Source organism: Pseudomonas sp. R38(2017) (genome assembly GCF_002112395.1).
GTDB lineage: Bacteria > Pseudomonadota > Gammaproteobacteria > Pseudomonadales > Pseudomonadaceae > Aquipseudomonas.
Genome location: NZ_NEHN01000002.1, coordinates 1 through 17,926, shown reverse-complemented (window position 1 = coordinate 17,926; position 17,926 = coordinate 1). Strand labels below are relative to the sequence as shown.

27 protein-coding genes and 1 pseudogene are annotated in these 17,926 nt (G+C 54.9%); 21 read left to right on the top strand and 7 right to left on the bottom strand.

Annotated elements, in window-relative coordinates; genetic code table 11:
• Positions 1–225: 225 nt before the first annotated feature.
• Both CAF87_RS03695 and CAF87_RS03690 read right to left on the bottom strand, forming a co-directional pair.
• Positions 226–711, bottom strand: coding sequence for a hypothetical protein (locus CAF87_RS03695; RefSeq protein WP_256575987.1), 486 nt, complete (start codon positions 709–711; stop codon positions 226–228).
• Positions 712–897: 186 nt separating this feature from the next.
• On the bottom strand, positions 898–1,113 hold the full coding sequence (locus CAF87_RS03690) for a YdaS family helix-turn-helix protein (protein WP_085731226.1): 216 nt from the start codon (positions 1,111–1,113) through the stop codon (positions 898–900).
• A gap of 87 nt (positions 1,114–1,200) precedes the next feature.
• On the opposite strand from CAF87_RS03690, the gene CAF87_RS03685 reads away from it, so the two are divergent.
• The 4 genes from CAF87_RS03685 to CAF87_RS03670 all read left to right on the top strand — a co-directional run bounded on the left by CAF87_RS03685 (position 1,201) and on the right by CAF87_RS03670 (position 4,981).
• The gene (locus CAF87_RS03685; RefSeq protein ID WP_085731275.1) at positions 1,201–1,932 is read left to right on the top strand and encodes a helix-turn-helix transcriptional regulator; all 732 of its coding nucleotides are present in this window, start codon (positions 1,201–1,203) and stop codon (positions 1,930–1,932) included.
• A gap of 296 nt (positions 1,933–2,228) precedes the next feature.
• Positions 2,229–3,026 carry a HipA family kinase gene (locus tag CAF87_RS03680; protein ID WP_085731227.1) on the top strand — a complete coding sequence of 266 codons (798 nt, stop codon included), beginning with the start codon at positions 2,229–2,231 and terminating at the stop codon, positions 3,024–3,026.
• The gene (locus tag CAF87_RS03675) at positions 3,023–3,877 is read left to right on the top strand and encodes a DUF3037 domain-containing protein (RefSeq protein WP_085731228.1); all 855 of its coding nucleotides are present in this window, start codon (positions 3,023–3,025) and stop codon (positions 3,875–3,877) included. Before CAF87_RS03680 ends, CAF87_RS03675 begins: the two co-directional genes overlap by 4 nt.
• Positions 3,878–4,504: 627 nt before the next feature.
• On the top strand, positions 4,505–4,981 hold the full coding sequence (locus tag CAF87_RS03670) for a hemerythrin domain-containing protein (protein WP_085731276.1): 477 nt from the start codon (positions 4,505–4,507) through the stop codon (positions 4,979–4,981).
• A gap of 65 nt (positions 4,982–5,046) precedes the next feature.
• Here CAF87_RS03670 and CAF87_RS03665 read toward each other — a convergent pair whose 3' ends face one another.
• Positions 5,047–5,268 (bottom strand): hypothetical protein, encoded by a 222-nt coding sequence (locus CAF87_RS03665; protein WP_085731229.1) that lies wholly within the window; start codon positions 5,266–5,268, stop codon positions 5,047–5,049.
• Positions 5,269–5,406: 138 nt separating this feature from the next.
• Between CAF87_RS03665 and CAF87_RS03660 the strand changes: the two genes are divergently transcribed.
• The 9 genes from CAF87_RS03660 to CAF87_RS03620 all read left to right on the top strand — a co-directional run bounded on the left by CAF87_RS03660 (position 5,407) and on the right by CAF87_RS03620 (position 10,356).
• Positions 5,407–5,985 carry a hypothetical protein gene (locus CAF87_RS03660; protein ID WP_085731230.1) on the top strand — a complete coding sequence of 193 codons (579 nt, stop codon included), beginning with the start codon at positions 5,407–5,409 and terminating at the stop codon, positions 5,983–5,985.
• Between the two features lie 929 nt (positions 5,986–6,914).
• Positions 6,915–7,319 (top strand): hypothetical protein, encoded by a 405-nt coding sequence (locus CAF87_RS03655; RefSeq protein ID WP_085731231.1) that lies wholly within the window; start codon positions 6,915–6,917, stop codon positions 7,317–7,319.
• Positions 7,316–7,507, top strand: a complete 192-nt coding sequence (locus CAF87_RS03650) for a hypothetical protein (protein WP_085731232.1) — start codon at positions 7,316–7,318, stop codon at positions 7,505–7,507. The genes CAF87_RS03655 and CAF87_RS03650 overlap by 4 nt, the downstream gene beginning before the upstream one ends.
• On the top strand, positions 7,504–7,698 hold the full coding sequence (locus CAF87_RS03645) for a hypothetical protein (protein ID WP_085731233.1): 195 nt from the start codon (positions 7,504–7,506) through the stop codon (positions 7,696–7,698). Before CAF87_RS03650 ends, CAF87_RS03645 begins: the two co-directional genes overlap by 4 nt.
• A 157-nt stretch (positions 7,699–7,855) precedes the next feature.
• Entirely contained in the window at positions 7,856–8,602 is a 747-nt protein-coding gene (locus CAF87_RS03640) for a hypothetical protein (protein WP_085731234.1), read from the top strand.
• Positions 8,599–9,162, top strand: coding sequence for a siphovirus Gp157 family protein (locus CAF87_RS03635; RefSeq protein ID WP_085731235.1), 564 nt, complete (start codon positions 8,599–8,601; stop codon positions 9,160–9,162). Before CAF87_RS03640 ends, CAF87_RS03635 begins: the two co-directional genes overlap by 4 nt.
• A gap of 7 nt (positions 9,163–9,169) precedes the next feature.
• Positions 9,170–9,412 (top strand): hypothetical protein, encoded by a 243-nt coding sequence (locus CAF87_RS03630; RefSeq protein ID WP_085731236.1) that lies wholly within the window; start codon positions 9,170–9,172, stop codon positions 9,410–9,412.
• Positions 9,409–9,873 (top strand): hypothetical protein, encoded by a 465-nt coding sequence (locus CAF87_RS03625; RefSeq protein WP_085731237.1) that lies wholly within the window; start codon positions 9,409–9,411, stop codon positions 9,871–9,873. Before CAF87_RS03630 ends, CAF87_RS03625 begins: the two co-directional genes overlap by 4 nt.
• Positions 9,874–9,954: 81 nt before the next feature.
• A complete protein-coding gene (locus CAF87_RS03620; RefSeq protein ID WP_085731238.1) occupies positions 9,955–10,356 on the top strand; it encodes a hypothetical protein in 402 nt (133 codons plus the stop codon).
• Here the strand turns inward: CAF87_RS03620 and CAF87_RS28930 are convergent.
• The gene (locus CAF87_RS28930) at positions 10,319–10,507 is read right to left on the bottom strand and encodes a hypothetical protein (protein ID WP_139831709.1); all 189 of its coding nucleotides are present in this window, start codon (positions 10,505–10,507) and stop codon (positions 10,319–10,321) included. The genes CAF87_RS03620 and CAF87_RS28930 overlap by 38 nt on opposite strands.
• Before the next feature lie 107 nt (positions 10,508–10,614).
• On the opposite strand from CAF87_RS28930, the gene CAF87_RS03615 reads away from it, so the two are divergent.
• Positions 10,615–11,406, top strand: a complete 792-nt coding sequence (locus CAF87_RS03615; protein WP_085731239.1) for a methyltransferase — start codon at positions 10,615–10,617, stop codon at positions 11,404–11,406.
• A gap of 55 nt (positions 11,407–11,461) precedes the next feature.
• Here the strand turns inward: CAF87_RS03615 and CAF87_RS03610 are convergent, their stop codons facing one another.
• Positions 11,462–11,650, bottom strand: coding sequence for a hypothetical protein (locus CAF87_RS03610; protein ID WP_085731240.1), 189 nt, complete (start codon positions 11,648–11,650; stop codon positions 11,462–11,464).
• Positions 11,651–11,740: 90 nt separating this feature from the next.
• Positions 11,741–12,853, bottom strand: a complete 1,113-nt coding sequence (locus CAF87_RS29450) for a hypothetical protein (RefSeq protein WP_085731241.1) — start codon at positions 12,851–12,853, stop codon at positions 11,741–11,743.
• Between the two features lie 47 nt (positions 12,854–12,900).
• Between CAF87_RS29450 and CAF87_RS03600 the strand changes: the two genes are divergently transcribed.
• The 7 genes from CAF87_RS03600 (at position 12,901) to CAF87_RS03565 (ending at position 17,391) form a co-directional block, all read left to right on the top strand.
• Positions 12,901–13,239, top strand: a complete 339-nt coding sequence (locus CAF87_RS03600) for a DUF4406 domain-containing protein (RefSeq protein WP_085731242.1) — start codon at positions 12,901–12,903, stop codon at positions 13,237–13,239.
• Positions 13,227–13,988, top strand: a complete 762-nt coding sequence (locus CAF87_RS29445) for a phage scaffolding protein (protein ID WP_256575988.1) — start codon at positions 13,227–13,229, stop codon at positions 13,986–13,988. The genes CAF87_RS03600 and CAF87_RS29445 overlap by 13 nt, the downstream gene beginning before the upstream one ends.
• Positions 13,989–13,990: 2 nt before the next feature.
• Positions 13,991–14,287: a hypothetical protein gene (locus CAF87_RS03590; RefSeq protein ID WP_085731243.1), complete on the top strand. Its 297-nt coding sequence runs from the start codon at positions 13,991–13,993 to the stop codon at positions 14,285–14,287.
• A gap of 85 nt (positions 14,288–14,372) precedes the next feature.
• Entirely contained in the window at positions 14,373–15,149 is a 777-nt protein-coding gene (locus tag CAF87_RS03585) for a hypothetical protein (RefSeq protein ID WP_085731244.1), read from the top strand.
• A gap of 49 nt (positions 15,150–15,198) precedes the next feature.
• Complete coding sequence (locus CAF87_RS03580; protein ID WP_085731245.1) at positions 15,199–15,798, top strand: DNA N-6-adenine-methyltransferase; 600 nt, start codon at positions 15,199–15,201, stop codon at positions 15,796–15,798.
• 299 nt (positions 15,799–16,097) lie between these two features.
• Positions 16,098–16,340 carry a DUF4224 domain-containing protein gene (locus CAF87_RS03570; RefSeq protein WP_085731247.1) on the top strand — a complete coding sequence of 81 codons (243 nt, stop codon included), beginning with the start codon at positions 16,098–16,100 and terminating at the stop codon, positions 16,338–16,340.
• Between the two features lies 1 nt (position 16,341).
• Positions 16,342–17,391: a tyrosine-type recombinase/integrase gene (locus tag CAF87_RS03565; protein WP_085731248.1), complete on the top strand. Its 1,050-nt coding sequence runs from the start codon at positions 16,342–16,344 to the stop codon at positions 17,389–17,391.
• Positions 17,392–17,769: 378 nt separating this feature from the next.
• Here CAF87_RS03565 and CAF87_RS28920 read toward each other — a convergent pair.
• Positions 17,770–17,926: pseudogene (locus tag CAF87_RS28920) on the bottom strand (IS30 family transposase); the annotation flags it as partial.

The following is a 17,926-nucleotide window of genomic DNA, read 5'->3' as shown; positions in this document are numbered from 1 at the left end:
CCGACGTAAATGCCTTCACCTGATTGATTGTGATGGTGAACTGCATGTCAGGTGTTCCTGACGTGAACGAAACAGACAAAAGCTCGCGACACGTTTTGAAAATTCTGAAAACGTGTCGCGACATGATTAGGGGTATTGCTGGAATTTGGCTGGCTCTGCATAATCGGGCCTCTCTAGTTTTGCGAATCAGCCGACCTTCTCCGTCGGCTTTTTTGTGCTCGGGATTCAGGCGAGTTTCAAATTCGGTCGATGTTTTTCGATCAGTACTTCAGCCTTCCGGCCAAGCTCCCCTGCCCGCGCTTCAACCTGACGGCATTGCTCCGCGAACGCCGGAAGATGCGGCAGGTCCTCTTCGCACATCACCTGGTCATCAAAGACTTCGCTGCCGGTATCGATCACATCGCCCAAGGCGCGGATCAGCGCACCGAAGCTTTTGTTGGCGCACTGATCGCTTTGCATCTGGCGGGCACCGGTCAGGCCGTGACGACCGGCCAGTTCGTTGATGCAGTGGTCGCGATACTCGGGCTCTAGAGCATTCACCCAAGATTCTTCCAGCCACGACGGCATTTCCTGTTCGCCGGACAGCCAGCGCTGAACACGCTTGAGCCAGCGGCCGGTCGCCTTCACGAATTCGCCCACGTCGTTTATCCGCGCCAACTCATTGAAGTCCGGAACCCTTGCCTGGGCGATTTTCGCGGCAGGGACTCGCAAGCAAATCTCTCGACTAAGCGATTGGGCGAAATCGTCCTGGCTCAAGCTGGTGCGTGCGATCTGGTTTTGAGCGTGGGCTACCAGCACTTGGTCGCGGGTTTGGGTGCTATGTCTTGGACTGGACGTTTCCATGGGGACTGCTCTCTTCTAATCTGGCTTCAACGGATTGGCGGACAGGGATGTCGCTTAGGCGGCCATCTCGGCCCAAGGAAACGACGGACACAGCTTTTCTTTTTTGAAAGCACCTTTGGTCAGCGCCTCCGCTCGCTTGGCAATAACCGGAGACATGCCGTGCTTTCCCCGAACCCAGCCGGAAACGGTGCTTTGATCAACCTTGAGCTTCTCGGCGGTGGCCTCCTGAGTGCCAAAGTAGTCAACGAGTCCTTTGTAGATTGCGTTCATGATGCCCCTCCATACGGGAATACCCATATGGTAGGTTATGGGAATACCGATTTGCAAGGGTATGGGAGCGCCCGTAATACTTCGCGAATGGAATTCAAAGACCGACTGAAAGCAGCCCGCCGCCACGCCAAGCTTAATCAAACTGAGCTCGCAGAGCGCGCCGGCCTCACGCAGACCTCAATCTCCGATTTGGAGAGGGGTAAATCGAAAGCGACTGCCTTCGCAGCTCAGATCGCCTCAGTTTGTGGTGTTTCCCCTATGTGGCTCGCAGAGGGCGCCGGCGACATGCTCAAGGGCGTGCCTGATCATCAGGCTGAATCCATCCAGCCCAGCGTGAAACTTGGCACCATCGAGACCTGGGACGATGAAACTCCGCTCGATGACGACGAGGTCTACGTCCCCTTCCTTCACGAAGTCGAGCTGGCGGCCGGATCAGGCAGGTTCGCGATCGAAGAAAATGCCAACTCACGTCTGCGCTTCAACAAAAAGGATCTGCGCCACAATGGCGTTCAGTTCAGCAACGCGAAGTGCGTAAGGGTCGGCGGGAACAGCATGGTTCCTGTGCTGCGCGACGGCGCCACAGTCGGCGTGAACGTGGGGAAAAACTCACTGAGCGACATCGTCGACGGTGAGATGTACGCCATCAACCACAACGGCCAGCTCCGCGTGAAGCAGGTCTACCGCATCCCGACCGGGCTACGCCTACGCAGCTTCAATCGTGATGAGCACCCGGACGAGGACTACACGTTCCAGCAGATCCAGGAGCAGCAGATATCAATCCTGGGGCACGTGTTCTGGTGGGCGATGTATTCCAGGTAACCTTTCGGATCAGTCGCTGTACTACGATTAAACATACGAGCCTGCACAGGCGTAAAACTTCGTTAGCTTTTTCAATCAGACCTTCTTGGCCCACATCAGTACCGGTTTTAGAAAAAATTTTTTGGCGGGTATTGGGGTATGTGATGGGATGGCCGTTCGTATGGCTACCTTATGTCCGATCGCGACACCTTTCGAACGCGACTAATGGCGTTATGCCTTAACCTTCAGTATGATCGCGCGAATTTTATCATCTCGCTGTATGCCTGGCTGGAGCCAGGGAACCTAAGGATTGGGGAATGTTTCGGAAAGTCTATGCCATCAGGTTTGATAAACCGGCAGGGAACGGTAGAAACCGCGCTTGCTTTGTCACCTGCATGAACGCTGACGGCGAACGGTCTGAGGCTATTGTTAAGTTTAGCGCTGGCTGCGAGAGCGGTGTAGGGGCCCTGATTCGGGAGGCACTCTCAGCATTTTTTGCATCCGATCTAGGCCTACATATCCCTGAGCCGCTACTGGTTGAATTACCCGATGGATTCACAGCGGGCCCGTCCTATCCAGAGCACAGCGCTTTTATACGAACGAGCTCTAAATTTGCTTTTGGATCAACGAAGCTTGCGCCAGGCTACCAAATCGTATCACCAGCACACCCGGTACAAGGGCCGCTGATTCAGAAGGCTGCGGAAATTTTTGTCTTTGACACATTCACTGCCAACTACGATCGTGGACCTCAGAATCCAAATTGTCTCACTCAGGGCGATTTCGTTTCGATCATCGATCATGAACTGGCGTTTCTGATGGGATCCATCCTTTTCTGGAAGAGTCCATGGGTGGCGGGCGGCGGTGAGTCTCTGAGCACGGTCGACAAGCATGTATTTTGGATCCATGTTAGAAAGCAGAATATCGACCTAGCGAACATGAAAAACTGCCTTGAGAACATCGATGATGCTAGGCTAGATTCCTACATAGCAGCACTCCCGGATGAGTGGCTGGCTGGACAAGGGAACGTTATTGCCAATGAGATAGTCTCTTACATACGAGACCTCAGAACCAATAGCACTGAGGCTTTTAATGAAGTTGTGAGGGTGCTTTCATGATCAACTTCCAAAATTATGAATTTTCAGTTTTAAGATATGTGCACGACACATTAACTGGAGAATTCGTAAATGTTGGCGTTGTTATATATTGCGAAAAAGAGAGATGGATTTCGGCGCAATGCAGGAACACTTATGCTCGGGTTTCAGCTGTCTTTCCAAATCTGAACAGCTCGCACTTCCGAAGAATGATGAAATTCGTGCAGGCGGAGTTTTCTAAAGCTAACAACTCTCTGAATACTGAATTACAATTCAGTGAGATTGAGTCTTTGCAAACTTTACTACACCGCGTCCTGCCGAAAGATGATAGTTCGCTGCAGTGGTCTACCGTTTCTGCCGGTTTGACTGTGGATCTTGAAGCAGAACTTTCAATTCTATTTGAAAGGTACGTTTCTCATTATGATATCAGGCCAGTCCGTGAGAGACGCACTGAGCAAGATATGTGGAAGGATTTCAAGAAGACTCTTGAGAAGTTCACCTTAACGGAAGATTTTCAATCTAAGAGAATTGCTGTTAAGGATGACGAAATTGAGTTCCAGCATTCTTGGAAAAATGGAATTTGGCATTGTATAGAGCCAATATCATTCGACCTATCTGATGTAGACTATTTCAAAGATAAAGCTCATCGCTGGCTCGGCCAACTGTCGAGCATCAAAGATGCGGCCGAAACTTTTAAAGTTTATCTTTTGGTGAGCCCTCCCACCGACACTGAACTACAACCTGCATTCAATAGGGCATTAAGCATATTGAGAAAAATACCCGTTGAAAGTGAAATTTTTCTCGAAAATGATGCCCCATTGCTAGCAGAGGAAATACAGAAAAAAATGGATCTTCACAGCCAGTCTATTCATTGACAGAAAATCTCGTAGCCCGGTAGCAATATGAAAAAGATAGCAATCGCTGGACTGGTAGCGCTTCTCTCAATTGTTTCAGTCTCGGCATCTGCCTGTCCAAAGGGCACGCATCCTACAGGCGGTACGGGATCGCACCATAAGGGTGGCTCCTGCTCATGAGATGAAGCCCGGCCCAGCGCCGGGCTTTTTCATTCCGCCCTTCCCTCCTACGTACCGCCCTCGAGCCCCTCGACCGAGTGCGCATAGAAGGCTGTCGCCTCCTCCACCAGCCCGGCTGGTTATCACCGTCGGCGCCCCCACTCTGGAGAAGGACAACGTTGTGGCATTCCATGAATCGCACACAAATAGCTTCGCGTCGACTATGCTCACTAGTACTCATGAACTTAATAGCCCGCCTCCCCTTGGCGGGCTTTTTTTGCTCGCGCAAACTGTCTTCTGCAAGGCGTAAACCCCGCGTCCGTGCAGAGTGCATGCCCTCACCTCGCCATCAGCTCTGCGAAATGCTTGAAATCGTTGAGTCTTTTACTTTCGGGCAGTTGGCACAGAAGATGCCCTTACTACTGGGAGAACGTGAACCGCAGCCGGAGAGCTGCTGACGCTAACCTGTGATAGATGAGGCATATAAAAATGAACGCTATTGACCTTCTCAAAGCCGACCACGAAAAAGTAAAGGGCATCCTGAGCCAGTTGAGCGAATCCACTGACCGCGCTCTAAAAAAACGCGTCGAGCTGCTCGATAAGCTGGAGATGGAGATCACCATCCACACCCAGCTGGAAGAGCAGATCCTCTACCCCGCCTTTAAAGAAGCGGGGGGAAAAGAGGAGGATGAAATGTACTACGAGGCGAAGGAAGAACACCGCACAGTGGACTCCTTGGTGCTCCCAGATCTGAAAAGCACTGACCCTTCCACTCCCGAGTTTGCCGGCCGGGTGAAGGTCGTCAAGGAGCTGCTGGAACACCACATCGAGGAAGAGGAAACAGAAATGTTCCCAAAGGCCAAGAAGCTGCTGGGCAAGGCGAAACTCGATGAACTGGGTGAGCAAATGGAAGTGATGAAAACTTCGCTGAAAAAAAGCCTAGGTCACGGCGACATGGCGGCCTGAAGTGATCTCAGCCGAACGTTGACCTTGGAGCCCGGCCCAGTGCCGGGCTTCCTGTATCTCCCCTCCTACGTTCCGCCTCCGAGCCCTTCAGTTGCTTGAGCGAACCTCGTGCCAGCCTCTCTGACCAACTGGCGCCACTCGCCGGCAGTAATCAGTCCTTCCTGCTCCATGGCGTCTGCCATTTTGAGCAACTCATCGTACTGCTCTTCGGCGTCCATTCTGATTTCGGGCTCCTCCAGCAGCTTGCGCCAAGCAGACAGTGCATTTCGTTTCTCTTCTACTCTCATAACGATTCACCTACTGGGATGTGAGCCGGTAGAGGACGAGCACAAGAAGAGTGTTCAATGGAAGCGACTGACGGCGCTGTTGATGGTGGCGCTGCGCCACAAATGGTAAAATCTCAGCTCAATTGATGGAGGGATCCGATGAAAGCAAAACTCACCGTTTTCTTGCTCGCAGCCTGCGTCGCGGGTTCAGCTATTGCTGCCAAGAAGACCTCTGAGCCAGCGCCATGGAACCAGGAGCCGGACAGTTTCATGGGCGTCAAGTTTGACCAAAAATTTGTTTATTCGGTACCCGAGTGCCCTGCGGGTTATGAGATCCCGAAAGAGATGTGTCGTGGAACGCCTTACCAAGGCTATTACTCCACCAAGGGCGCGCCCTCTATCGGTATTGGTTACGGGCTTTCTGTAATGGCAAAGAGTGGACCAGTTGACTCCTTCTACTTGACCACCTCCTCTGAAAATTATCTGCAGCTGGTGCAGCTATTTATCACCAAATACGGTCAGCCAATGAAGCGCTCATCAGAGCCTGTAAAAACAAAAGGCGGCGCTTCATTCACCAATGAAAATCTCATCTGGCGAGGGAAAAAGATAGAAATCGCCATTGAGAAATACAGTGGTGACATCAACACAAGCTCGGCCACATTGAGAACTCTTGCCTCAAAGACAAAAGCAGTGCAGGACATTGACGAAAAAATTCAAAACGCCGCCGGTAAGCTGTAACGAGCCAACTGACTTTCCTTTTAGCTGATAAAAGAAGCCCGCCCCCGCGGGCTTTTTTTCGCCCGCAAATATGGGACAAATTGAATTTTATGGGTATACCCATTGACATAAAATATGGGCATCCCTATATTTGCACTCAAGCCAATGCAGTACCGGCCAGCAGCGAAAGCCGCGCCGTTCTTTAACAACCCGCGCCATAAACGATTACCCGGCTCACGCTGGGAGGTCAGCCCCGGCCACACCTGTGGGGCGAGATGAAGTCAGGTGAACAAAATCGCGCTGCCACTACTGGCGACCGGCGATCCGATAGCCCCGAAAGGCTACCAACGCGCAGAACTGCGACGGCGGACGAGGTGTTGACCGAACTGGCGAATGACCCGGTAGGAGGCGCGAGCAATACCGATAGACTTACCGATGCCGCTTCGATGAGGCGGCATCAGTCCACAACGCAGAGCCCTCCTTGCCCTGAATCTTGAATGAAGGGGACAGTCAGGGAGAGCTCTGCGGTGTGGATTGAACAAATGGACCGAGTAGAAAAAATGAATTAGCGACTTGCCCGCCCGGTCAAGAATTATGAACGCAGTAAATCTGACAGGTGACAGCAATGACTATCCAAGCAGAGACACTCGTACAACTGACCGAAGCGCTCCAAGAGCGAGGCATGAATCTGGTTTCAGATGTTCACTTCACTCGCGCGCCGTATCGGCACAATCACCGCTGGATCTGCATCGTAGAGTGACCATGCTCGTTGCCGGCGGCTCGGGCTAAGACTCCACCGCCGGCCCCATTACCCTGCTACACCGTTTCCCCTCCCTAGACCTTCCGACACCACCCGAATGCACTCCCCTCCGCGCCCAACGGCAACCAGCGGAGCGAACGAATGCATCCGAGTTTTGTTGGATCAACACCCCGCCACTCTGGAGACGACCATGTCAGCTCTACGCAAGACCATCCCGGAAGACGACTTTCTCGAGACGGAGGCCGGTCAGGAATGGCTGACCGAGTCGGTCGACGATCTGCTTTATCGACGCCACGTCGAGGCGCCAAATCCGGTAGGTCGCAGCAAGGTCCTGGTCAACGCTGACCACTTACCGGAGGCGCTGGCGGATCACATGGCCGCGAACCCTGATCCCGATCGGTACATCGAGAAAATCCTGATCAAACTGATCTGTCGCGGGGATGGCGGTGTACTGCACAAGTGGGCCATCGAAGCCGTCGGAGGTGATCCGCAGATCGTTCGGTCGCTCGCCAGCGACCTGGTCGCGGTGCACGCCAACGAATACCGAGACGCCAAGCGCGAAAGCGATCGCGTAGAGCGGGAGTGTGGGTTTTGAGCCCTCACATACTGATCGACCAAGCCCTTGATGGTGTGTCGGCGCCCGCCGGCGAAGAAGACATCAGCCTGCTGGTGCAGGCGCTGATCACCCGACTCTTCACCGACGGCGCAATCACCACCGACGAGTTCAACCACTACTGCAAACGCCTGCGTGACACCTGTCAGCGGCGCAAGGAGGAAGCATGAGTACGGCACCGGTTAAATCTCTGATCGACGAGCAGCTTGAGGACATCGAACACAAGATCGCCCTGCTCGGCTTCGGCCTTCCCTTTAACGAGGTGATCGGCCGCAAGCGCGAGGATCTGGTCGCCAATCTCCCGCAGCGCCTGGCGCCTTCGATGAAGGGCAAGCGGATTGCGGTGAGAGTTCGGCCGTGACCGGTCGTCAATGGGCGCGCCGCCTGATCATCTGGCGCGGCGCGTTCTCCTCCCTCGGCGTTTTCACCTTCCTGATGCTGCTCAGCGCTCTCGCCGACCGCATCACTCAATAAACCCCATCTTTCAGAGCCGCGCACACGCGCGGCGGGAGATCGTCATGCCTGCACCAAACCTCGCCCTCTGGGAAGAGGTCGAAAAGACCGACCCCAAGTTCACCAAGGAATACACCGGCCCCGGCGGTTTTACAGGTACCGCGGTGAACGCCCAATACCTGGCTAAGCGTGCCACCGAGCAGTTCGGGCCCTGCGGTACCGGCTGGGGGTATGAGGTGATCGAAGAGCGCTTCGATATCGGCGGACCGCTGCTGAGCAAGGAAGGAGCAGTTTTGGCCAACGCCCAGGTTCACACCCTCAAAGTCGCGCTGTGGTACCTCGGCGGCGACGGCGAACGCAAGACGATCACGCACTATGGACACACGCCTTTCATCACACAGAACCGGTTTGGCATCAGTACTGACTTCGACGCCCCAAAAAAATCTCTCACAGATGCGATCGGCAAGTGCCTGAGCCAGCTCGGCTTCTCCGCCGACGTTCGCCTGGGTCTTTACGACGACATTCACTATGTCAACGAACGCCTGGGTGAAGCCGAAATCGAGCGCGCCGAGGACAAGATCGAAGCGAAGGAGCGTCTGGCTGCTGAATACCGCGAATGGCTAGCTGAAACGCTCCACTTGATTGGTACCGCGCAATCACTGAATGAGCTGGAACAGCTCTACAAGTCGGCGATGCGCAAGCTGGACTTGCGCAAAACCGAACCAGAGTGCGCTGCTCACAAACTCAAATTCACGCGCGCCAAAGACGCCCGTAAAGCAGACCTTGAAGATGCCTTGGAGGGCGCAGCATGACCGACCTCTACAAACTGAATGTGCAGATGGCCGAACTCGCAGCCTTGGCTGACAGCGACGACGAAGGACTTCGCCAGGCCATCCAAGACACCATGGACGGCATCAAGGGCGAGTTCGAAGTGAAGGCCGACAACGTCGTCATGCTACGCCGGAACATTGAAGGTGACATCGACGCCATCGACAAGGAGGTTGATCGCTTGAACGAGCTCAAGCGCATCAAGAAAAACACTGTTGGCCAACTCAGCGACTACCTGCGCCGGAACATGGAGGCCGCTGACATCAAGTCCATCAAACGACCACTGTTCACCATCACACTCGCGCTCTCGCCCGAGAAGGTCATTGTCGACAACGAGCAAGCCGTGCCTGACGAGTTTGTCACACTGAAGAGCGTGATCACTCCAGACAAGAAAACTATCGCCGTGAAGCTCAAAGAAATCCGTGATCACAACGACGCGGTGCGCAAGCGCATCGAAGCCGGCGAAGACGCGGAGCATGAACTGCTACCGGAACCAGCCTGGGCTCACCTTGAGCGCGGCGAAAGCTCGATCCGGATCAAGTGAGGCCAGCATGATCAGCAACCACCTCAACCTGGTCGAGCAGCGGCGCGGTGCTGCTGCCGACCTTTCCGACCAAATCGCCCAGTACTTGGCCGCCAACGGGAAGATCAAACAGCTCCAAAGTCCGCCGTTGAATCCAGAACCCGCCAAGCGCTCGAGCCAAATAGACCCTGAAACGGTCCTCAAGCGGCGCCGGAAGCCGATATCGGCCGCTGACCGCAAGGCCCTGCGCAAAATGGCGGACTTACTATGAAGTCGAAACGCAAACCCAACAACGGTTTCGCCCGGGCCGAACGCAGTTGCCGGGCGCTGCTGCGCACCAACCACGTTGCGGTGGTGAACATCGACCCCAGTGGCAGCCAGATCATGGCGAACTGGAAGAGCTGCCGGCAGATCCGCAGTCTGGCGATCGCCAATGCGATCTTCGACTTCTCCTACCGCTGGACGATCTACATCGCCGCCATGTGTCGCGACGAGCGCGGCGCCGAGTACATCAAGTCGGTCGAGATCTCGCCCGAGGGTATCTACAAGGTAGAGCGCCTGACTGAAGCGATTGAGCATTACTACCTGGAGATGCGCAACAGCGCGAATCCGAACCATCTGGTCGCATCAGGCTGGATCGCCATTCCTGACGAAGTTTCGATGGAGGAAGCCCAGGCTGCGAAGCTGTTCTACGCCGCCGGCGCCTGGCATCAGGTGAAGGTTGCAGCGTGAGACGAACCATCAACCGGACGCACCAGCGCCGCCGACAGACCTGGCTGGACTTGCCGGCCAGCGGAATTGAAGAGGTAGGCCATGGCCGAAGAACAGGAGCCGACGAAGGAAGCGATCAAGCAGAAGAAAAAGCGCGAGAAGGCGGCAGCAAAGGATGCTGCATTGGGCGTCGAGAGGTTTACGGTTGAGGTCGCCGGCGTGTTCAAGCCAGACCTGAAAGCGGTCATGAAGGCTCATGGCATCAACAATCAGCAGGACATTCACCAGAGGCTACTGAAGAACCTAATCGGCGCGGACTTCGAAACGCAGGCTTGGATGCTGCGGAATGTCACGACACCTTATGTGCCAAGCGAAAAGGTGTTGCAACAGCTGAGGGTTGCCGGGCTGCTGCACTTGGCCAGGCACCCCGGCGAGCATGATGACGAAATCGTCGATCAAGGCGCGCTTATTGATCCCACACTGCATCGTACGGCAGCGCACTAATAACCGTCTGGCACTCTTCAGCCGAACAGATGACCAGAGCGATATCCTTGTCGGCATTCTTCATATGCTTGTCCAGAACGGTGACGAAGTTCATGCCTCGGCATCGAGGACACTTAGGCTTCCATTCATCATTCATTTTGATGTCGCTCATATAGCTCTCCGTAAACCGGCGAAATGCCGGGCCATCAAGCAATAGCTCACAAACACATATCTCGCCACCACCGGTCACGGAGGGCGGCGCCTGACTGGAGATAATCCATGGCGAAGATTCCAAAGGAAGCCGCCAAGCGACACAACCAGGCTCTCGATCTGGTGAAAAGTGATAAGCGCCTCAGCCTTGATGATCGCCTGTTCATCCTCGAAAACTTCCACGAAGGCGCCACGAACATGAACGGCCTGGCTGGAGCCTTCTTTACTCCAGAGGGTTTGGCTCGCGATCTTTCAATTGAGGTTCCTGAGTGCGATGCGATTATCGATCTTTGCGCCGGCATCGGTCGCTTGTCATTCGCCTGCATGGACAGCTCGAAGCGAATTGTTTGCGTTGAGCAGAACCCTGAGTATGCCGAGGTCGGCAAGCGCGTTATGCCTGATGCCGAGTGGATCGTGGCTGATGTGTTCAGCATTGGTGATATCGGGCGGTTCTCTTGGGCGATTTCGAACCCGCCGTTCGGCGCTATCAAGACAGGATCGGCTTTTGAGGGAAATTACACTGGCGCAAAGTTCGAATACAAGGTGATCGAACTGGCTAGCCGCCTTGCTGAATGGGGTACGTTCATCATTCCACAGCCGTCCGCGCCGTTTCGATACTCAGGGCGCCAAACCTACAGCGTCGAAATCGACAAAGAGTGTCAGAAGTTCATCGAACAGACCGGCATTGAGCTCGGCATGAATTGCGGGATCGACACCGCGACCTACCTGAGTGAGTGGAAAGGTGTCAGCCCCACCTGCGAAATCGTGATCTGCGAGTTTGGAAAGCCATCGGTAGAAGAGCCTAAAGAAGCCGCTCCATCTTCCGCCGAAACACAGCTCAGTTTATTCGACGCAGCCTGAACCGGCCTCATGCCGGGCCGAACACAAATCCCGCAACGATCGACAACACGCCAGCTCAGAAGAACCTGGGCGCTTCAACCAGTCGATGCTCCGACGCCATGTAGCCGGCCAGGTCGATCATCTCCCGAAGGAAAACGACCACCTCCAGCTTCACTGCATCATCCGGCAGCCCTATCCGTTTCAGCATCGCTTTAGCGTCCTCTTCGATAGCTGCCAGCGCATCTACATCGCTCTGCAACCTCATGTCGGCCTCCTGCCAGTGTGAGATTGCAGATAAATAACTCATTCAGACGAACTACGCTACCGCCGGGTTTGGGTAAACACAAAAATTCATCTATTTAGGTTTCAGACTATCTACAATTTTTGCCACTTGCTCCAATCCATCGAAAGTAGAAGGAATCAAGCTATCCTCGGAGACTATTCCGCTAAAAATAATTTGCTCGAATCTTGAAAGAAGCTCCTTATCACTTTTTCGAGCGTCGGAAGCGAACTCAACATAACTATTAATAAATTGACACAACGTCATCCTTAAATCTATTTGCAACATTTGGGACTTAATAGCTCTGAAGTTATGAAGTGCAATCCTGAAGAAATAAATAAGCATGAACTCGAGCGCTAGCAGAGCCGCGACTGAAAAAAGCTCTTTAGTCAGATCTTCACTGTGCCCAATCACTCCCAATACTTTCAATATTGGTACGATAATCAAGCAAACACCCAAAGCAATCAAAAATCTGAATGTGGACGTTTTTTCTTCATTTTTAGTTTGTCTTAGATTTGAAAACCCTTGATACAAACCGACGAAATTGTATGCATTCTCATACCCCTTGAGCTTTGTTTCAAGTGCGCTGACACGCTCTTCTCTTTTTGACAGATCTTCGTCAGAACGCACTCTTGCGGCTTCGGAAAATCTAATCGAATCCGGGAGCGCCTTCAGATTCGACATATGGGGGTGATTTATGTATTCACGCAATATATGGATTGCCATGTGATTTTTGGCATATCTAACCTGCCTCGACAGAATCTTATGATCACTAAAAAACATGCCATCCAGTTCCGAGTGAACTTCCACAAGATCGTCCGCCATGCTTTGATACGCTTTCAACTCAAACTCTACGACGAATCGATAACAGTAAGAAATTATGAATTCAATCTCAGTTTGATTGCCACCGAATGATTGTAGAGATTCTGAAAATTTCGTACCTAGGTTCTTTATATTAAACTGGCAAGCCAAATCAAAAACATCAGGTATCTGCCTCATCTCTCTGAAAGCAATTCGTACAAAGAGCAAGGCTCGATAGTATTCAGTTACACCGTGGGTCGTCGAGGTTTTATCGATTATAGTTTCAATAACTGAGGCCGCCCTTTTTAAGGAAACCTGCATTTTCTCAGTACTGAAGAACTCTTGTCGATCTTCATCACTTTCTGCTCCATCGATACTGTCGCTCACTGCGCCTCTTCCTTAAACATGCTAGTCAATTCAGCTAAGGATGCCTTATGCCAAAAGTAAATCGCAAGGTGATCTACCTCAGCGGTCCCATGACCAACATGCTGGACCTGAACTTCCTGCTGTTCCATTCCACGGCCGCCAGCCTGCGCGCCGCCGGGCACAGCGTCATCAACCCCGCTGAGCTCAACCCTGACCCAGATACCTGGAGCAAATGCATGCGCCGTGACATCGCAGCGCTGATGGAATGCGACACCGTGGCCACCCTGCCCGGATGGCAGAACTCCCGCGGCGCCAGTCTCGAAGTTCATATCGGCAAGGAGCTCGGCATGAAGGTCGTGAATGCCCATGATTTGGTATCGATGGAGATTGCAGGATGCGCGAAGTAAAACGGTACTCGGCAGCCCTGACACATGCCGAAACGTCGCCGATGTACGAAGCCGCGGACGGTGAATGGGTTGTGGCTCTGGACTTCGACCGAGTCACCGCCGAGCGTGACGGCTTGCAGCTGAGCCTGACCACCGCAGACCAGACCATCGACGACCTTCAGACCGCAATCGGTCGCCGCAACCAGCGGATTGAGGAGCTGGAGCGGGACAAGGCACGGCTGGATGCGCTGGAATCGAATTGCTGGGATGTCCGCTTCGACAGCAGCCCCAACGGCGATGCCGGCGACAGCAGCATCAACATCGAGATCGTCGGCCATTGGATGGATCAGCCGTCCGAGCGCGTCATCGGCGAGAATTACAGCGAGAACCTTCGCGCAGCGATTGACCAGGCAATGGCGGCGCCGGCGTATCCGCCAGCAAGACCTGAATACCCTGAGCTTGAACCCGACGCTGACGACGATTGGCACATGAACCCGTGCAAGCAAGGTCACCGCGATGTCGGCGCTTCGGGCGGTGTAGCGGCGTGCAACCAGTGCGGCGAGAAGGTCGAAGCGGCAACCACGCAAGAAGCATTCGAACAATGGAACGCTTCGCATCAACCTGCGATTGAGAAACCGGACTCGCCCTTCACCGAGCAGTTCCTCGAAGACCACCTCGGCAAGATGCCCGCGATACCGGCCCAGCACGACGATCAAATTCCCGGTACATCGGGCATGCGCCTGAACATGCTGGCCAACCAGGGCGAATGACCATGACCCACAAAAGCTACAGGCTCGACCCGAACGTGAGAACCATCACCGACTTGGTGAGTGATGAGCAGATGCAGAGCTCATTCCAAGGCACCAACTTCGGCCACGACGACTTTCGCGGGCTACTGGCCCAAGGTTGCATCAAGGCGCTGGCCGGTTGGCATCAGGGGCACACCATCACCAGCATCCTCGAAGAGCTGCGGCTGATCAGTTGGAACCGGCAGATCGGCAAGATCAAGGTCACCGCCAAGGGTCGTCACTACATCTGGCTCGCCTTCAAAGGCCGCCCGGGCGTCTAATTCCGCAAAGAGTACATCCGTACTCCACCCGAAAATCTACTCCCTCCCCCTTCAAAGTCAGCCGCTATAGCGGCAAGGACGACTCATGTCTGAAATAAAGGAACGACCAATCCTGTTCTCGGCGCCGATGGTGCGCGCCATTCTGGGAGGCAGAAAGACGGTCACGCGGCGGCCGGTCAAAGGCTGCCAGATCCCGGTTGAAGACGCTTCCGTTGCTGCCGGTGAGCGTCATCGCTGGATGGCCATTGCTCAGCGCGACCCGCGATATGGATTCGGTGTTTTCGGAGCGACCGAGGCGGAGTGCGCCAAAGAGCTGGAAGAGTTCGCGCCATGCCCTTACGGCCGGCGCGGCGAGCGTCTATGGGTGCGCGAGGCCTGGGCAGCAGATGCACAGGTGGACTCGATCGCGCCCCGAGACTTGAGCCAGGGCGCGCCGATCCTCTACCCAGCAGACGGCGCCATTCGGCAAACCGGCTGCTCCATGATCACACAAGGCCGGGGACGTCCTTCAATCCACATGCCGCGCTGGGCCTGCCGCATCCTGCTGGAGATCACCGACGTGCGCGTCGAGAGGCTACAGGACATCAGCGAGGAACAGGCCCGGGCAGAAGGCTGCTTCTTCACCGACTACGGCCGAAAGTGTGGCCACGGTGGCAAAGGATGGAGTGAGATCGGCGACTGCCCCGCGCCAGCAGAGCATCACCCGCAGCGCGAAGGCTGGATGTGGGCCGAGACGACCAGTCACGAACAGTGCCTGGGTTCCGCACGGAACGCTTTCGGCAATCTGTGGAACGCCACCGGCGGCAACTGGGACGCCAACCCGTGGGTCTGGGTCGTCGAGTTCAAGAGGATTCAGCCATGATCTTCGCCCCGCTCTACATGGCCTACCTGATCTACAGGGGGCCGTGGCGATGACCGGAATGATCGGCGCCCGCGCGGCGCCGCCGAAGCACAAGAGCGTCGAGTGGTACACCCCGGCCTGGATATTCGACAGACTCGGGCTGCAGTTTGACCTCGACCCTTCCAGCCCGCACGACTTTGTGACGGCGGTACCGGCGAAGACGAAATACACCATCTTCGATGACGGCCTCTCGAAACCGTGGACAGGCCGAGTATGGATGAACCCGCCCTACGGTCCGGATACTGGGTTCTGGATGCGCCGGCTGATTGCTCATGGCGACGGCATCGCGCTGGTGTTCAGCCGTACGGATGCCGAGTGGTTTCAGGAAGCGATGGCCAGAGCTTCAGCGACCCTACTGATCAAAGGACGAATTGCCTTCGTGCCTGGCCATGAAAACAGCCACAAGAAGGGCCGCTCCGGCGCTGGTAGTGCAATGTTTGCCTTTGGCGATGAATGCGCGATCGCGCTGCAGGGTCTGGCGGATCTCGGGGTTCTGGTTCCCCGAATCGCCGCCTGGCCTGTTTTCGATGTAGCCCCTCCCCCAACTCAACAGCTTGCAGGTGTAGGGCGGGAGGAAATCGACTCACGAAAGTCCGTCGAACCAGCCTAGAACACGCATTGCTCTCGCATACGTTTTTTCATTCGCAAGAAACACCAACAGCAATAGACCGCTCCCTATAACGGTGAAAAGAACGCCACCCACTCCGTCGATGGCAATCAGAAACAAGCCCAACGCTAGGAATGCAGCACCAAGAGCTCCCATCACCCTTCGGCTCTGCTTCTGTTCGGGATACCTGCTGAACATCCATTTTCTCCACGTCAAGTAGCGCGTCCACCAACTGTAGACCAGGTGCGACCACTCAATACCCACCACCTTCTGCCGCCACGCGCGGCATGGAGCAATACCTCATGGAAACCGAAATCCTCTCTGACGAGGAGCTGACCGAACTCACCGGCTACAAGGCCCGCGCATACCAACGCCGCTGGCTGATTGATCGCCAGTGGGTGTTTGTCGAAAGTCGCGGTAAGCGCCCGCTGGTGGGGCGGATGTACGCCCGCATGAAGCTGGGCATGATCAGCCCCACCATCGCCGATCCGAACCCGCCGCCGGCCGCACCGGTATGGACACCTGATTATTCGCGAGTGAATTGATATGCGCCCCCGCAAGACCGAGCACCAGCACCTGCCCCCTCGAATGTACAAGCGATCCCGAAAGCGCAAAAACGGTAGTACGTGGACCGCATATTACTACCGCGACCTGCTCGGCAATGACATCCCCCTGGGCAAGGATCTCGATAAGGCCAGACTGAAGTGGGCCGAACTCGAAGCCAAGGAAAAACCGCTCGACCTGCGCACCATGAAGGGAATCTTCGATCGGTACATTCGCGATGTGGTGCCGAAGAAAGCACCGCGCACGCAGAAGGACAACCTGGCGGAGATCAAGCAGCTTCGGCCGATGTTCGATAGCGCCCCGATCGACTCGATCACGCCAGCAACGATTGCTGGCTACCGAGACGCGCGATCGGCAAAGGTCCGGGCCAACCGCGAGATCGCTACCCTCTCCCATATTTTCAACATTGCCCGGGAGTGGGGCCTGACAACAAAGGAAAACCCCTGCCAGGGGGTGCGCAAGAACAAGGAAACGCCGAGGGACTACTACGCAAATGATGTCGTTTGGGAGGCGGTATACAAGAAGGCAGCTCAGGAGCTTAAGGAAGCGATGGACCTGGCCTATCTGACCGGGCAAAGGCCGGCAGACGTGCTGGTTATGCGGAAGGATGATGTTGAAGGCGGATTTTTGACTGTTCAGCAGAACAAGACGCACAAGAAGCTGCGCATTCAGATGACGACCGCCGGAGAAGCGAACAGCCTGGGCATTCTGATCGCGGCAATCACAGAGCGAAACGCTGCACATGTCTCGAGCTACCTGATCATCAACCGGAGCGGTAAACGGATGACGGCGACGATGCTGAGGAAGCGATGGGATGCCGCGCGGGAGAAGGCAAAGTTGGAAGCTCTTGAGCAGGGAGACGAGCTACTGGCAAAGAGGATCGGTGAATTCCAGTTCAGGGACATCCGACCAAAAGCGGCATCGGAGATCAGCGATGTGGGTGACGCCAGCCTGCTGCTCGGGCACACGAAAGGCGACATTACTGAGCGGGTTTATCGCCGCGTCGGCGCGATCGCCAAACCCTCAAAATAAGCAAAAAATGCGTTCCATAACTCGAAACACGCCCCTTGTAGAATGCGGTCTGTAGAGGTGCTGCAAAACAGAAGTATTGGAACGAAAATGCGGCTGAGGCCGCGTATTCAGCGGCTTTCCATAGCGGTCTTGAAAACCGTCGACTGTAACAGGTCCATGAGTTCGAATCCCATCGCCTCCGCCATCTTATGTATGACAAAGCCCTGATTATTCAGGGCTTTGTCGTTTCTGGCATTCGGAAATTTGGCTCCTCTCACTGTGGATCGTTTCCGCATCTTTTCGGTCATTTCCGCAACCCTACCCTTCCGACGTCACTTGTTCGACCTCGACAAGCCGGGAGATGTCGCTGTCTTCAACCGGCAGCTTTCGGCTGTGGATTCAACCGGTCGATGCAACAGATTGGCTAAATCGTTCTGCCGGTGTTTCGTAGTCTAGTGTTTTCCGAGGGCGGCTATTTAGCTGCCTTGCGACTTCATTGAGCGCGGCTTGCGAGTGATCCGCAAGGTCGGTTCCTTTCGGGAAGTACTGCCTTAAC